This window comes from Amycolatopsis sp. FDAARGOS 1241 (assembly GCF_016889705.1).
In the GTDB taxonomy this organism is placed as follows: Bacteria; Actinomycetota; Actinomycetes; order Mycobacteriales; family Pseudonocardiaceae; genus Amycolatopsis.
In genome coordinates, this window is the sequence record NZ_CP069526.1 from 1,521,895 (window position 1) to 1,535,831 (window position 13,937).

At 70.2% G+C, this 13,937-nt stretch carries 14 protein-coding genes; 8 read left to right on the forward strand and 6 right to left on the reverse strand.

The window, feature by feature from the left end; translation table 11 throughout:
* Positions 1–8 precede the first annotated feature (8 nt).
* Together I6J71_RS07485 and I6J71_RS07490 are read right to left on the reverse strand one after the other, a co-directional pair.
* Complete coding sequence (locus I6J71_RS07485) at positions 9–173, reverse strand: hypothetical protein (RefSeq protein ID WP_204094052.1); 165 nt, start codon at positions 171–173, stop codon at positions 9–11.
* A 140-nt stretch (positions 174–313) separates the two neighbouring features.
* A complete protein-coding gene (locus tag I6J71_RS07490; RefSeq protein WP_204094053.1) occupies positions 314–1,273 on the reverse strand; it encodes a GlxA family transcriptional regulator in 960 nt (319 codons plus the stop codon).
* A gap of 163 nt (positions 1,274–1,436) precedes the next feature.
* Here I6J71_RS07490 and I6J71_RS07495 point away from each other — a divergent pair, with 163 nt between their 5' ends.
* Positions 1,437–1,874 (forward strand): Rid family hydrolase, encoded by a 438-nt coding sequence (locus I6J71_RS07495; RefSeq protein WP_204094054.1) that lies wholly within the window; start codon positions 1,437–1,439, stop codon positions 1,872–1,874.
* A gap of 54 nt (positions 1,875–1,928) precedes the next feature.
* Here the strand turns inward: I6J71_RS07495 and I6J71_RS07500 are convergent, their stop codons facing one another.
* From I6J71_RS07500 to I6J71_RS07510, 3 genes are all read right to left on the reverse strand, one after another.
* Positions 1,929–3,248: an MFS transporter gene (locus I6J71_RS07500; protein WP_204094055.1), complete on the reverse strand. Its 1,320-nt coding sequence runs from the start codon at positions 3,246–3,248 to the stop codon at positions 1,929–1,931.
* A 468-nt stretch (positions 3,249–3,716) separates the two neighbouring features.
* Positions 3,717–4,382, reverse strand: coding sequence for a nitroreductase family protein (locus I6J71_RS07505; RefSeq protein WP_204094056.1), 666 nt, complete (start codon positions 4,380–4,382; stop codon positions 3,717–3,719).
* 200 nt (positions 4,383–4,582) lie between these two features.
* Positions 4,583–5,380 (reverse strand): IclR family transcriptional regulator C-terminal domain-containing protein, encoded by a 798-nt coding sequence (locus I6J71_RS07510; protein ID WP_204094057.1) that lies wholly within the window; start codon positions 5,378–5,380, stop codon positions 4,583–4,585.
* Between the two features lie 225 nt (positions 5,381–5,605).
* Here I6J71_RS07510 and I6J71_RS07515 point away from each other — a divergent pair, with 225 nt between their 5' ends.
* The 7 genes from I6J71_RS07515 to I6J71_RS07545 all read left to right on the forward strand — a co-directional run bounded on the left by I6J71_RS07515 (position 5,606) and on the right by I6J71_RS07545 (position 13,656).
* Complete coding sequence (locus I6J71_RS07515) at positions 5,606–7,027, forward strand: aromatic ring-hydroxylating dioxygenase subunit alpha (protein WP_204094058.1); 1,422 nt, start codon at positions 5,606–5,608, stop codon at positions 7,025–7,027.
* 11 nt (positions 7,028–7,038) lie between these two features.
* Positions 7,039–8,478 (forward strand): glutamine synthetase family protein, encoded by a 1,440-nt coding sequence (locus I6J71_RS07520; protein WP_204094059.1) that lies wholly within the window; start codon positions 7,039–7,041, stop codon positions 8,476–8,478.
* A gap of 18 nt (positions 8,479–8,496) precedes the next feature.
* Positions 8,497–9,441 carry a PDR/VanB family oxidoreductase gene (locus tag I6J71_RS07525; protein WP_204096926.1) on the forward strand — a complete coding sequence of 315 codons (945 nt, stop codon included), beginning with the start codon at positions 8,497–8,499 and terminating at the stop codon, positions 9,439–9,441.
* 11 nt (positions 9,442–9,452) lie between these two features.
* Positions 9,453–10,142 (forward strand): type 1 glutamine amidotransferase, encoded by a 690-nt coding sequence (locus I6J71_RS07530; RefSeq protein ID WP_204094060.1) that lies wholly within the window; start codon positions 9,453–9,455, stop codon positions 10,140–10,142.
* Positions 10,139–11,749 (forward strand): amidohydrolase, encoded by a 1,611-nt coding sequence (locus tag I6J71_RS07535; RefSeq protein WP_204094061.1) that lies wholly within the window; start codon positions 10,139–10,141, stop codon positions 11,747–11,749. The genes I6J71_RS07530 and I6J71_RS07535 overlap by 4 nt, the downstream gene beginning before the upstream one ends.
* A gap of 31 nt (positions 11,750–11,780) precedes the next feature.
* Positions 11,781–13,034, forward strand: coding sequence for an aromatic acid/H+ symport family MFS transporter (locus I6J71_RS07540; RefSeq protein ID WP_204094062.1), 1,254 nt, complete (start codon positions 11,781–11,783; stop codon positions 13,032–13,034).
* 73 nt (positions 13,035–13,107) lie between these two features.
* The gene (locus tag I6J71_RS07545) at positions 13,108–13,656 is read left to right on the forward strand and encodes a cupin domain-containing protein (RefSeq protein WP_204094063.1); all 549 of its coding nucleotides are present in this window, start codon (positions 13,108–13,110) and stop codon (positions 13,654–13,656) included.
* Between the two features lie 44 nt (positions 13,657–13,700).
* Here the strand turns inward: I6J71_RS07545 and I6J71_RS07550 are convergent, their stop codons facing one another.
* The gene (locus tag I6J71_RS07550; RefSeq protein WP_204094064.1) at positions 13,701–13,931 is read right to left on the reverse strand and encodes a DUF2630 family protein; all 231 of its coding nucleotides are present in this window, start codon (positions 13,929–13,931) and stop codon (positions 13,701–13,703) included.
* Positions 13,932–13,937: the final 6 nt, after the last annotated feature.

The window sequence follows — 13,937 nt, forward strand, 5'->3', positions numbered from 1 at the left end:
GGTCTCGACTAGTCGACCGGCACGGCGACGGTGGCACAGTCCATCGTGGTGTCGCCCTGCGAAGCGTCCGCCCAGTCCTTGAACACCTCCGCGCACGGTTTCCAGTCCAGGGTCGGCTCGGTGGCCGCCGCCGAGGCGGGAGCGGCGAACACCTTCGCGGCGACCAGTGTCATAGCTGCACACGCAGTCAGTCGTTTGATCGCGGGAGCCACGGTCCCGGGAGCACCGCACCGGACGGCCATGGCTCCGTCATCGACCGGTAACGGGTGTCACCGCGTCGAGTAACAGTCCTTTGTGGATGCACGGAGCGTGATTACCGCGGGTCGGGCGTCAGCCCTTCCGGTGTTCGGCCGTTCACCGAGTGGGTGCGGCGGTACGTGGTCGGTGTGGTGCCCACCTCTCGCCGGAAGCTGGCGCGAAAGTTGGCGGCCGTACCGAACCCGGTGGCGGCGGCGATGCGTTCGATCGGCCAGTCGGACGTCTCGAGGAGCCGGCGCGCGCTGAGGATGCGGTGGCTGACGACCCAGCGCATCGGCGACATGCCCGTCTCGAGCTCGAAGCGGCGGATGAACGTGCGCCGCGGCAGGTTGCTGCGCTCGGCCATGCGCTGCACCGTGATCGGGTCGCCGATGTGCTCCATGACCCAGCTGCGCGTGGCCGACAGGTTCGCCCGCGGCGACGTGAGCACGTCGACGTACTGCGGCTGCGCACCGTCGCGGGCGGGCGCGGCGACGACGTCCTTGCCGGCTTCGTGCGCGGCCGCCTCGCCGAAGTCGGTGCGGATCAGGTGCAGGCACGCGTCGATACCCGCCCCGGCGCCCGCCGACGTGAGGATCTTGCCGTGTTCCACGAAAAGCTGGTTCTCAATCACCCGCACGAGCGGGTACCGCTCGCGCAGCGACGCGAGGAAGCGCCAGTGCGTGGTGGCTTCGCGCTCGTCGAGGATCCCCGCCTGCGCGAGCGCGAACGTGCCGGTGCAGATCGCGACCACGCGCCCGCCGCGGTCGGCGCTGCGGCGGATCGCGTCCAGGTACTCCTCGGGCAGCGGTGCTTCCGGTTCCTCGTAGCCCGGCACGATCACGATGTCGGCTTCGGGCACGTCGGCGAGCGGATGGGTGGGCGTGATGCCGGCCGCGGCGTCCCGCTCGTCGCCGCACACGAGGACGCGATAGCCGGCTTGACCGCCGAGGAGGTGGACGGGGATGCTGAAGTCGAGCGGGATGACCCGGGGCACGGCGAGGAGCGCCACGGTCAGCTGCTCGGTGCGGGACAAGGGCTTCCTCCGGATCCGGAGCGCGACGGCTCCCTCCCGCCAGGTTACCGGCAGTGGCACGATCCTTGCCCATTCTGGCATCGGCACGTCTGGTGACCACGGTGAAGCGGCTCGTAGTGTTCGCCCCAGAGGTGATGATCACCCAGCAGGAAGGCTGACCCCCATGACCAAGCCGATCGAGAGGGCCACGGAGAACTTCGGTGTCCCGTGGGAAGGTATCTACGGCTACGCCCAGGCCGTGAAGCACGGTGACACCATCTACGTCTCGGGCCAGCTGGCGCACGACGGCGACCAGCTCGTCGCGCCCGCACCGGTGGACGAGAACGGCGCGGTCACGGACTTCTCGGCGATGGAAGCGCAGATGCGCCGCTCGTACGAGAACGCGACGGAGCTGCTGAAGCGCTTCGGAGCGTCGCTGGCCGACGTCGTCGAAGAAGTGCTCTACGTGCTCGACATCGACGCGGCCTTCGCCGTGGCGGGGCCCGTGCGCAAGGCGGCCTACGGAAGGGAGGATCCGCAGGTCGCCAGCACCCTGGTCGGCACGACGCGGCTCGCCTTTCCCGAGCAGCTCGTGGAGATCAAGCTGATCGCGCGGGTCTGACCTCGTCCACGCGGCACCCCCACCGGACGCTTTCCCGGTGGGGGTGCGGGCGCGTCAGGCTCGCGCCGAGTCGCGCGCCGAGTCGCGGCCGGAGTCGACGAAGAAGGCCGCCACCACACCGCCGGCAGCGCACAGGACGCCGATGACCACGAAAGCGGTGTTGTACCCGTCGACCTGGTTGTCGGCGTGGTCGAGCAGCGCGCCGGTCGCCCACGGCGCGATGATGCCCGACGTGCTCTGCAGCGCGATGAACAGGCTCAGCACACTCGTGCGCTGCGAGGGTGCGGCCGCCGTGCCGATCGCCGCGTACACGATCGGCTGGGCCACGAGCGTGAGGCAGTAGCCGGCGATGAGTACGAAGTACGCGAGGTAGCGGGAGCTGCCGGCCAGCGGCAGCACGGCGAGCAGGACACCGCCCAGCGCGAGCGCCAGCGTGGGCACCAGGCCGTGGGCCACGCGCGCCGACACACCGCGGGCGAGGAGCCGGTCGGTGAGCCAGCCGGAGCCGAGCATGAACACCATGCCGATCACGCTGGGCAGGCCGAACAGGAAACCCGAGGTGATCGGCGAGAAGTGCAGGCCCGCCTGCAGGTAGGACGGGAACCAGCTGAACACCACGGAGATCAGCGCGTACATCGGGTAGGTCGCGATCAGCAGCACGATGAACGTGCGGCTGGTGGCCACCTTCAGGAACGTCCGGCGGCGTTCCGCGCGTTCTTCCTTCCGCGGTGCCGCCGGCGTGACGGCGAACGGGCCGGTGCGCCCGGCGAACAGCCACACCGCGCACCACACCAGGCCCGCGAGCCCAAGCGCCAGGAATGCCGACCGCCAGCCGGAGTGCACGATCAGCAAAGTCAGCAGGGGAGCGGCCACGATCTTGGCGAGCGACGCGCCCGAAGTGAGGACAGCCGTGGGCAGCCCGCGTTTCTCCCGCGGGAACCAGCTGTACGCGGTGGAATTGGCGACCGCCGTCGCCGGCCCCTCGGCCGCGCCGAGCCCGATGCGGGTGCCGAGCAGCACGCCGCCGCCCGCGAAGAAGAACACCGGCAGCTGTGTGGCCGCCCACAGCAGCGACATCACGAACAGCAGCCACTTCAACGGCACGTGCCGCGTCGCGAGGAACCCCACGCCGACGGCGCTGATGCTGTAGAGGAAGTAGAACGAGCTGCTGATCAACCCGAATTGCGCCGCCGACAAATGCAGCTCCTTGATCAGCGGCTGCGCGGCCAGGGCCAGGGAGATGCGGTCGGCGAAGTTCAAGATCATGAAGACGGCCAGCAGGAGCAGCACGGTCCACGCCGGCACGGGCCGGTACCGCGGTTCGGTCCGGTCCACTGAGACGAGCGGTATCTCCGGGGATCTCGAGGTGGTCACGGGAATTCCCTTCGCTGGTGCGACGACGTTGTCGGCATCGCGGTCTGGAGTGGTGGTACTCGCCGGATCGGCCTGCCGGGCGAGTCTGCAGTGGACAGTTCACTTCGGAACGGAAGTGAGCGCGCCGATGCCAGGTCCGATGGCAAGGTGGCCCGCGCAGCGCGCTGGTGCGCAATCGCCGCGTCTCCCGTGCGGAAGCGGGCGTGTTGTGAAGTGAGCGTCGGTGGGAGATCCGGTCGTGGCGAGGGCGGCTCTCGGTGGAGACCGAACGGGTCGGGGATGCGTGGCGTCGCTGTGCAGTGACGCATGTGGTGGAAGCTCGCGGGCCGCACCAGACGCGCCGCCGTTCTCAGGGCACGTTCGAAGGGCGCGCCGGCCGGGCCGGTCGCGGCGAGGGACGGGGCGCCGCCGGGCGTGGAGGATGGTGAAACGCCCGGCGGCATCCCGAGGGTGGAGAGTCCTTTGTGATCAGTCTCGCGGGAAGTTCCACAGGGGGCCGGCGGCGGTGGTGCCGATCGGGCTGCCCCAGCGGTTGCGGCTGCTCACCTCGTGCACTGGCCTGCGGTTGGCGGCGACGCCCCAGCGCCCGAGCGGGTAGCCCATCGCCAGCATCGCCGTCATCTCCCAGCCTTCGCCCTCGGGGACGCCCAGCAGCTTCAGCACGGTGTCCGCTTCATAGCGCAGGACTGTGGTGATCACACCACCGACGCCTTCGGCGCGGGCGGCGAGCAGGGCGCTCCAGATGGCGGGGTAGATGTTGGCGCCGCCGTGGTCGTCGATGGCGAAGACGAACAGCAGCAGCGGGAGGTCGGCGAAGTTGGCCGCGAAGTGATCGCCCGAGGCCTTGATCTTGCGCATCGTCGCGGCGTGCGCTTCGGAATCGTGGCGGGTGGTGCCCAGGGCGCCGGCTGCGATGTCGCGGTACTCGCGGGCGCGGCACTCGCGGTAGAGCTCGGCGAGCTCCTGCTTCGTCGCGGGGTCGTCCACGGCGAGGAAGTGCCACCGTTGCGTGTTGCCGCCGTTGGGGGCCCGGATCGCCGCGTCGAGGATCCGGCTCTGCACGTCGAGCGGGATCGGGTCCTTCCGCATCCGGCGCATCATCCGGGTCGTGTACAGCGCTTCGTGGATCTCCATGCTCAGTCCTTCGGGGAAGGTACAGCGAAAGCACCTGCGGTGGGAGGGGTGTCCGGGGAACGCCCGGGCGATCGGTGTGAGGGACAGTAATGTCGGAGTTGCGTTACAGTCAACACTTGCAACTTAATAACCCGAATCGCCGGCGGCGCGGCACCACTCCGGAAACGTCGGCCTGCCAAGGGTTCCGCAGCCCCCGGACATCACACGAGCTGCGGCTGCAACTCCTCCGCCGTTTCCCGCAGCACAGGCAGCACGCGTGCCCGCATGTCCGCCTCGGAAATCCGCTCCACGCTCGTGCCGATGTTGAGCGCGGCGATCGGCGTGCCGTCCCAGCGGTGCAGCGGCACCGCGGCCGAGTGGAACCCGGCCTCGACCTCGTGGGCGACATACGCCGAACCGGCCTCGCCGACCTCCGTGATCTTCTTCTCCAAAGCCGCGACGCCGGCGTCGTCGAGACCGGCGTGCGTCACCAGATGCTGGTGGCGACGCTCGTCGTCGAGTCCGCTGAGCAGCACGAGCCCCAGCGCAGACTGCACGGCGGGGACCTGGAACCCGAGGCCGGAACCGATGGGCAGGGTGTGGCGCGGCAACGCCCGCGCGATCATCACAGCCACCGGCCCGTCGAGGACCGCCGCGGTGCACGAGGCCTGGAACTGTTCGGCCAGCCGGTCGCACTGCGGCTGCAGCACCTGGCTCACGGGATTGGTGGTCAGGTACGCCGACGCGAGCGTGAGCACCTTCGGGGCCAGCCGGTACGCCTTGTCGTCGGCCACCACGTAGCCCAGGTGCGCCAGCGTGAGCAGGGCCCGGCGCACGGTCGCCCGCGGCAGTTCGAGCTTGCGCGCCAGCTGTGCCTGCGTGAGCCGCTCCTCGGTGTGGTCGAACGCGGTCAGCACGAGCAGACCGCGTTCCAGGGCTTCCGAGTAGTCCGCGCGGTTGTTGCCGTCCACCTCGCGGGCCGCCCGGCGGGCCTCGTCGCGCGCGTTGAGCTTCGACACTCCACCTAGCTCCGTTCACCAACTGTCTGTGTTCGAACAAGTGCGTATGTTCGATTAACGCACACTCTGTCACAAAATATAACACCGACCGCCGGTGAACTCTTGCGGCGACCGAGCGGGCGTGCCTACAGTGCTCACATCAGAACCAAGTGTTCGTTAATTGAACACCTTCCTGAACTACCGGCCCACCACGCTGGACGACGAGGTCGCGAGGAGAACGCTGTCATGCGCGCGGACGACAACCGGAAGATCACCGAAACCGGGCCCGGCACCCCTGGCGGTGACTGGATGCGGCTGTACTGGCAGCCGGTGGCGCTGACCGAAGAGCTGGCGACCGAACGCCCCGTCGTCCCGCTGCGGGTGCTCGGCGAAGACCTGGTGCTGTTCAAGAACGCCGACGGCTCACTCGGGCTCATCGACCGCCGCTGCGCCCACCGCGGCGCCGACCTCTCCCTGGGCCGTCTGGAAGACGGCGGCCTGCGCTGCTACTTCCACGGCTGGCTGTTCAACGGCAACGGGTCCTGTATGGACACTCCGGCCGAGCCCGAGGACAGCAAGCTCAAGGACAAGGTGAAGATCCGCTCGTACCCGGTACGCGAGTGCAACGGCATCGTGTGGGGTTACCTCGGAGAGGGCGAGCCGCCGAACCTGCCCGCGCTCGACTGTTTCATCGCGCCGGCCGAGTACACCTTCGCGTTCAAGGGTTACCTCGACTGCAACTGGCTGCAGGCGCTGGAAGTCGGCATCGACCCGGCTCACGCATCGTACCTGCACCGGTTCGAGGAGGACGAGGACACCGCCGACAGCTACGGCAAGCAGTTCCGCGGCGCTTCCCTCGGCACGAACCTGCCGATGACGAAGATCCTGCGTGAGTACGGCCGGCCTGAGATCCTCAACGCCCGCACCGAGTACGGCCAGCGGATCGTGGCCCTGCGCAAGCTGGACAAAGACGGTCTCGACGGTTCGTCGACCCACGTGCGGATCACCCACCAGGTCTTCCCGCACGGCATCACGATCCCGCTGAGCTCGACCATGGCGATCACGCAGTGGCACGTGCCGATCGACGACGTGTCCTGCTACTGGTACGCGATGTTCACGAGCCTCGACGAGCCCGTGGACCAGAAGACCATGCGCGAGCAGCGGCTCGACGGCATCACGCTGCCCGACTACAAGCCGGTGCGCAACCGCGCGAACAACTACCGGTTCGACTTCGAGGAGCAGCGCACCCAGACCTACACCGGGCTCGGGCGCGACATCAACGTCCACGACCAGATGGCCGTCGAGGGCCAGGGCTACGTCTACGACCGCAGCCGCGAGCACCTCAGCCGCTCCGACCGCGCGATCGTGACCTACCGCCGCATGGCGCTGCAGGCCATCGACACCGTGGCCGAGGGCGGCAGCCCCGACACGCTGCTCAAGGACACCGCCGACGTCGAGAGCCGTGGCCCGATCCCGCTCGACGGCATCGGCCCCACCGGCGAGTGGGAGAACTACTGGGCGAGTTCGATCGCCGATCTGCGCAAGGCGAGCCCGTGGGCCTCGCACCTGCAGGCGGCGCTCGCGACCGGACCGGCGGGCGTGCCCGGTTCGGAGCTCGAACCCGATCGCTCACAGTCGCCCGACGCCTACGACCGTTCGCAGGACTGAGGGCCGCCGCCATGGGGTTCATCGAGAAGTTCGGGCTGTGGACCGAAGAGCAGCAGGAAGCCGCTGGAGCGGTCGCCGCCCGCGTCGAGGCCGAGGGCGTCCGGACGCTGCGGGTGTCCTTCGTGGACCAGCACGGCGTGCTGCACGGCAAGACGGTGCCGGCGAGCGCGCTGCCGAGCGTGTTCCGGAGTGGACTCACCTGCGTGTCGACGCTGCTGTCGAAGGACACGTCCGGCACCACCGTGTTCTCCGCCTTCAACGCCGACGGCGGCCTCGGGGTCGCCGAGATGGCGGGCGCGGCCGACGTGGTGATGGTGCCGGACCCCACGACGTTCCACCTCGTGCCGTGGGCCGAGAACACCGCCCGCCTCCTGTGCGACCTGCGGTTCCAGAACGGCGAACAGGTGCCCTTCTGCAGCCGCGGGGTGTTCCGCACGGCACTGGAACGCGCCGGCGCGGCCGGGTTCGACTACGTGACCGGACTCGAGATCGAGTTCCACCTCTACCGCCGTGCCGAGCACGACCCCAACGGTGACGGCATCGGCCGCTGCACCACCACCCCCACCCCCGTCGAACCGATCAACCAGGGCAACCAGCTGCTCAGCGAGAACCTCGGCGACGAGGTCGAGCCCGTCACCAGCCGCATCCGCGAGGTGCTGGAGCGGATGGGCATCGAGCTGCGCAGCATCGAGGTGGAACTGGGCGCCAACCAGCTGGAGGTCACGCTCGACCCGGCCGCCGGGCTCGCGTCGGCCGACGCGATGGTGCTGCTGCGCAGCGCCGTCAAGCAGCTGGCGCGCCGCACCGGCTACCACGCGACGTTCATGTGCCGGCCTCAGGTCCCCGACAGCAAGTCGAGCGGCTGGCACCTGCACCAGAGCCTGGTCGAGCACGAGGGCGGGCGCAACGCGTTCGTCCCGGCCGACGGCGAGGGCGCCATCTCCGCGCTGGGCGGGCAGTTCATCGCCGGCCAGCTCGCGCACGCGAGCGCGGCCTGCGTGTTCGCCAACCCGACCATCAACGGCTACAAGCGGTTCGCGCCGTACTCGATGGCGCCCGACCGGATCGCGTGGGCGCGGGACAACCGCGGTGCGATGATCCGGCTCGTCGGCTGGGCCGAGGACGGGTCCACGCACATCGAGAACCGGGTCGGCGAGTCGGCGGCGAACCCGTACCTCTACATGGCTTCGCAGCTGCATTCGGGGTTGGCGGGCGTCGACGGCGCGCTGGCGCTGCCGCAGTCGGCCGACGACCCGTACACGACCGAAGCCGGCCGGCTGCCCGCGAACCTGCGGGAAGCCGTCGACGCGCTGGAGGCGGACACGGCGCTCACCACCGCGATGGGCGCGCAGTTCGTCGCCTACTACGCCGCCGTCAAACGAGCCGAGATCGCCCGGTTCGAGCGCACGGTCACCGACTGGGAGCACCGTGAGTACTTCGACCTGTTCTGACGAGCTGGAGTGGACGACATGACCGACTCGGCGCTGCGCGTCACCCGCGTGACCTGGGAGGCCGAAGGAGTTGTCGGGCTGCGGCTGTCGTCGCCCGACGGCAGCCCGCTGCCCGAGTGGGCGCCCGGTGCGCACCTCGACCTGAAACTGCCGTCGGGGCTGGGCCGCCAGTACTCGCTGTGCGGCGACCCGGCCGAGCGCCGGCACTACGACGTCGCCGTGCGGCTCGAAACCGACGGCCGCGGAGGTTCGGCGGAGATCCACGGCACGGCGCTGGTGGGGAAGACGCTCGTGGTGAACCACGTGCGCAACCACTTCCCGCTCGACACTGCGGACTCGTACCTGCTGATCGCCGGCGGCATCGGCGTCACGCCACTCGTGCCGATGGCGCGCGAGCTCGCCGCACGCGGCGCCGACTGGTCGGCGGTCTACTGCGGCCACGGCGCGGACACCATGGCGTTCCGCGAGGAGCTCACGCGCGTCGGCGGCGACCGAGTGTCCTTCGTGGACACCGCGGTCGCGCCGCGGCCGGACCTCAAGGAGCTGATCGGCTCGCTGGCGCCGGGCGCGGTGGTGTACTGCTGCGGCCCGGCCGGCCTGCTCGACGCCGTCACGGAGATCTGCGAGGCCGCGGGCGTGCGCTGCGAGACCGAGCACTTCAGCGCCGCCACGCCCGACCCCGACACCGCCCCGGGTGACGAGGTCGAGCTGGAGCTGCGCGAATCCGGCATCACCGTGGTCGCCGACGCGGACACCACGCTGCTGCAAGCCATCCGTGACGCCGGGATCGACGTCGAGTCGGACTGTGAAGAGGGCTACTGCGGCACGTGTGAGACGCGTGTGCTCGAAGGCACACCCGACCACCGCGACGTCGTGCTCTCGAAGGCCGAGCGCGCGGCCGGCAAGACGTTCTTCCCGTGCGTGAGCCGGGCCTGCGGCCGCAAGCTCGTGCTCGACCTCTAGAGGGGAACCCGATGGCGAACCGCGCCCTGATCCTCGTGCACGACCCCGCGCCCGGCCGCCGCGAACGCGTGCCCGGGGCGATCGGGCCGGCACTGTCCACTCGTGACATCAAACACGAGGTCGTGTCGCTCGTGACCGAGGACGCCCCGGACCCCGCCGGCTACGACCTGCTCGTGGTGATGGGGTCCAGTGAGTCGGCCGCCGACGACACGGTGCCGTGGCTGGCGAAGGAGCTCGCCTTCGTGCGCGCGGTGGTCGAGCGCGGAGTACCGACGCTCGGGGTCTGCTTCGGCGGGCAGCTGCTCGCGCGGGTCCTCGGTGGCAGCGTGGGGCGCGCGGCGCTGCCCGAGTTCGGGTTCACCGCCGTCGACACCGATGACGCGGCCCTCGTGCCGGCCGGGCCGTGGCTGCAGTTCCACTCCGACGCGTTCGTGCCGCCACCGGGCACGGAGCTGGCGCGCAACGCCAGCGGCTCGCAGGCCTTCGCGACCGGCAAGGTGCTCGGGTTGCAGTTCCACCCCGAGATGACGGCGGACACGTTCGCGAGCTGGTGCGAGCGCTGGGCCGCCGCCGGCTGGGCCCCGAGGTCCGAAGTGGACGTCGAGCGGCTGCGGGCCGACGTCGCCGCCGGTGAGGCGCGTGGCCTTCAGTTGTGCGACCAGCTCGTCGGTGCCTTCTGCGCCGTTACCCTCGTGGGATGATCATGACTTCCACCTACGTCAACGGGCACTTCCTCACGTTGGACAGCGAAACGCCGGTGGCTTCGGCCGTGGCGATCCGCGCCGGCCGGTTCACCGCCGTCGGCGATGACGCCACCGTGCTCACCCACGCGGGGCCGGATGCGGAGGTCGTAGACCTCGGCGGAGCGACCGTGATCCCGGGCTTCAACGACAGCCACTGCCACATCGAGTTCGCCGGGCAAGCCGGCCTCGTGGTCGACCTGGCGGGCGTGGGCACGGTCGCCGAGGCGCTCGCCGTGATCCGCGACTTCGTCGCCGGGCAGCCGGCGGGTGAGTGGGTGACCGGCAGCGGCTGGCACCCGCCGTCGCAGCTGGCCGAGGCGCGCTACCTCACCCGCGCCGAGCTCGACGAAGCCGCGCCGCGCAACCCGGTGTTCTTGCCGACCGTCGGCCACGTCGCCATGACGAACTCCGCCGGGCTCGAGCGCGCGGGCATCGACGAGAACACGCCCGACCCGTCCGGCGGCACGATCGAACGCGACTCGGCCGGCCGGGCCACGGGTGTGCTCTACGAACACGCCATCGACCTCGTCACCGCCGTGAAACCCGGCTGGACGACCGAGGAGCTGGAACAGCAGTTCGCCGCCGGATTGGCGCGGGCCAACAGTTTCGGCATCACGAGCGTGCTGCAGCCCTACCTGCACTCGCGGGGGATCCGCGCCCTGCAACGGCTCTGGCAAGACGGCCGGCTGACGGCGCGCGTCGGCGTGCTGTGGGCGCCGGATCCGTCCGTGTCCCTCGACGAGTGGCGCCGCACGGTCGAGGCGACCGGTGTGTCGTCCTGGTTCGGCGACGAGTGGCTCAAGCTCGCCGGGATCAAGCTGATCTCCGACGGCGGCATGACCCTGCGCACCGCATTGATGCGCGGCGCGTATCCCGGCGACGGGCACGACCACGGCATGGCCACGATGTCGGCTGAGCACCTGACGGACCTGGTGGTGGCCGCGCACGAGCGTGACTGGCGCCTCGGCGTGCACTGCGTCGGTGACCTGGCCGTGGACCGTGTGCTCGACGCGTTCGAGGCGGCCGACCGCGTGCGCCCGATCGCGGGCCGGCGCTTCGCGCTGATCCACGGCAGCCTCGGGCGGCGCGAGCAGTTCGAACGCGCTCGCGCGCTCGGTGTGCGGCTGGAACTGCAGCCGGTGTTCCTCTGGGGCAAGGCCGCGACGATCGAGAAGGGCCTCGGCACCGAGACCACGAACCGGGCGATCCCGATGCGCACGGCGATCGACGTGTTCGGCATCGACGCCGTCTCGATGGGCACGGACTTCCCCGCCAACGAACTCAACCCCTTCTCCGGTCTGCAGCTGGCCGTCACGCGCCGCGACGCGCGTGGTGTCGCCTATGGACCGGAAGAAGCGGTGACCCGCGAAGAGGCCTTGCGCTCGTACACGGCGTCGGGCGCGTTCGCGACCCGTGACGAAACGGTCAAAGGCACGATCTCGCCCGGAAAACTCGCCGATTTCGCCGTGCTGTCCGACGACTACCTGGGGGTCGACGCGGACCACATCAAGGACTTGGAGGTGGTCCGGACCGTCGTCGGCGGCCGGGTCGTCTTCGAGAGGTGAACCGATCCCCACCACGTAGAGGAAGCAAGCCATGGCAACGACGCCTACGCCTTCTCCGACCGGCTCCGGCCCGGCCACGAGAGAGCCCGCTCCCGCCCGCACCCGCTGGGTCGCACCCCTGTGCTGGGCGGCCGTCGCGCTCGAAGGGTTCGACCTGGTCGTGCTCGGGGTGGTGCTCCCGACGCTGTTGCGCAACCCCGCGTGGGGCCTGACCCCGGGCACCGCCGCCGTCATCTCGTCGGCCGGGCTGGTGGGGGTCATGGTCGGCGCGCTCCTCGTCGGGCCGCTGACCGACCGCTTCGGCCGCCGTCGGTTGCTGCTGGGCACGGTCGTGGCGTTCTCGCTGCTGACGCTGGCGTGCGCGTTCGCGACCGGGCCGTTCGTGTTCGGCCTGCTGCGGTTCGCCGCGGGGCTGCCGCTCGGCGGGGTGCTCCCGGTGGCGCTCGCGATGGTCAACGACGTCGCGCGGTCGGCCAAGAGCGGGCGCGCCACGACCACACTCATGACGGGGTACCACGTGGGTGCGGTGCTGACCGCGTTGCTGGGGATCGTGGTGATCCCCGCCCTCGGCTGGCAGGCCATGTTCGTGCTCGGCGCGTTGCCCGCGCTGGTCCTCGTGCCGCTGATCGCCGCGCGGCTCCCGGAGTCGATGCCGGAGAAGTCCGAAGTGGATGGAGTGCGCAACCCGGTGGCCGTCCTGTTCTGCAAGGGCAGCCTGGGCGCCACGATCGCCTTCTGGGTCACGTCGTTCATGGGGCTGCTGCTCGTCTACGGGCTCAACACCTGGCTGCCGGAGATCATGCGCGCCGCCGGGTACCAGCTGGGCACGTCGCTGGCTCTGCTGCTCACGCTCAACGCCGGCGCCGTCGTGGGCATGCTGATCGCCGGCCGTGTCGCCGACCGCATCGGGATCCGCGCGGCAACGATCACGTGGTTCGTGGCCGCGGCGGTGTTCCTGGCGCTGCTGAGCGTCAAGCTGCCGGGCGGCGGGGTGTTCGTGAGCGTGCTGCTGGCCGGCATGTTCGTGTTCAGCACGCAGGTTCTCGTCTACGCCTACATCAGCCGCCGCTACCCGGCCGCCGCCCGGGCGACGGCGCTCGGCTCGTCGAGCGGCGTCGGCCGGCTCGGCGCGATCACCGGTCCGCTGATGGGTGGAGCCCTCTTGGGCGCCGGCTTGGCCTACCCGTGGGGTTTCTTCGCCTTCGCGCTCGTCGCGGCGCTCGGCGCGGTCTCGGTTGCGTTGGTCGGCCGGGCGAGTGACGGTTACGCTGCCGAGCGTAGCTGATCTTGGGGTTCCGCTCCTCGCCCGCAGCCGGGCGAGGAGCGGAACCGCTTGGGACACAAGGAGGAAACGCCGCGTGGACGGAGAAAATCGCACGAAGGTCGTGGTCGTGCGACCCGGGGACGAATCGGACAGCGCGGTACTGCCCGGTTTCGGGGCGGTGTTCAAGCTGACGCACGAGAACAACGGGGGAGAGGTGTCGATCCTCGAGCACCCCTTCGCGGTCGGTGCCATCACCGCGCCGCACCGGCACACTCGCGAGGACGAGCATTCCATCGTGCTCGCCGGCGAGATCGGCTTCCGGTCCGACGACAGCGAGGTCGTGCTCGGCCCCGGTGGCTACATCACCAAGCCGCGCGGGGAGATGCACGCCATGTGGAACGCCGGCCGGACGCCGGGCCGCATCGTCGAGGTGATCACCCCGGGCGGCTTCGAGAACTACTTCCGCGAGCTCAGCGACCTGCTCGCGGCCCACGTCGCCGGCGAGCTCGGCAGCGATGCCAAGAACCTCCACGAGACCGACGAATTCGCCCGGCTCGCCGTGAAGTACGGCCTGACGTACGGCACCCCCGACTGGCTCGACGACGTCGTCCAGCGCTACGGCCTGGACCATCCGACCCACTGAACCCGGCGGCGCGGGAGGCCGGTCTGGCTCCCGCGCGCGGCTGATCAGTTCTCGTCGGCCGGGGCGGCGCCGTCGTTGTCGTCGAAGACCGACAGCGCGCGGCGTTGCTCAAGCAGGCGCATCACGGCGTCGAGTTCGTCCTCGAGTTTCCGCAGGCGTGCCTGCTCGGTGTCCGACAGCCCGCCGCCGTGGTGGAGGGCGCGGGTGCGCAGGTCGTGTTCTTCGTCGAGGAGCGTGGCGAGGCGGTCGGTGATCGCGCGAGAAGTCGGGCCCATGTGGTT

Bases quoted from the DNA above. Each gene is read 5' to 3' on its own strand.
- I6J71_RS07505 (WP_204094056.1), bottom strand. From the start codon at position 4,382: ATGGAGATCCACGAAGCGCTGTACACGACCCGGATGATGCGCCGGATG.
- I6J71_RS07550 (WP_204094064.1), bottom strand. From the start codon at position 13,931: ATGGGCCCGACTTCTCGCGCGATCACCGACCGCCTCGCCACGCTCCTC.
- I6J71_RS07515 (WP_204094058.1), top strand. From the start codon at position 5,606: ATGCGCGCGGACGACAACCGGAAGATCACCGAAACCGGGCCCGGCACC.
- I6J71_RS07485 (WP_204094052.1), bottom strand. From the start codon at position 173: ATGACACTGGTCGCCGCGAAGGTGTTCGCCGCTCCCGCCTCGGCGGCG.
- I6J71_RS07495 (WP_204094054.1), top strand. From the start codon at position 1,437: ATGACCAAGCCGATCGAGAGGGCCACGGAGAACTTCGGTGTCCCGTGG.
- I6J71_RS07525 (WP_204096926.1), top strand. From the start codon at position 8,497: ATGACCGACTCGGCGCTGCGCGTCACCCGCGTGACCTGGGAGGCCGAA.
- I6J71_RS07530 (WP_204094060.1), top strand. From the start codon at position 9,453: ATGGCGAACCGCGCCCTGATCCTCGTGCACGACCCCGCGCCCGGCCGC.
- I6J71_RS07535 (WP_204094061.1), top strand. From the start codon at position 10,139: ATGATCATGACTTCCACCTACGTCAACGGGCACTTCCTCACGTTGGAC.
- I6J71_RS07520 (WP_204094059.1), top strand. From the start codon at position 7,039: ATGGGGTTCATCGAGAAGTTCGGGCTGTGGACCGAAGAGCAGCAGGAA.
- I6J71_RS07540 (WP_204094062.1), top strand. From the start codon at position 11,781: ATGGCAACGACGCCTACGCCTTCTCCGACCGGCTCCGGCCCGGCCACG.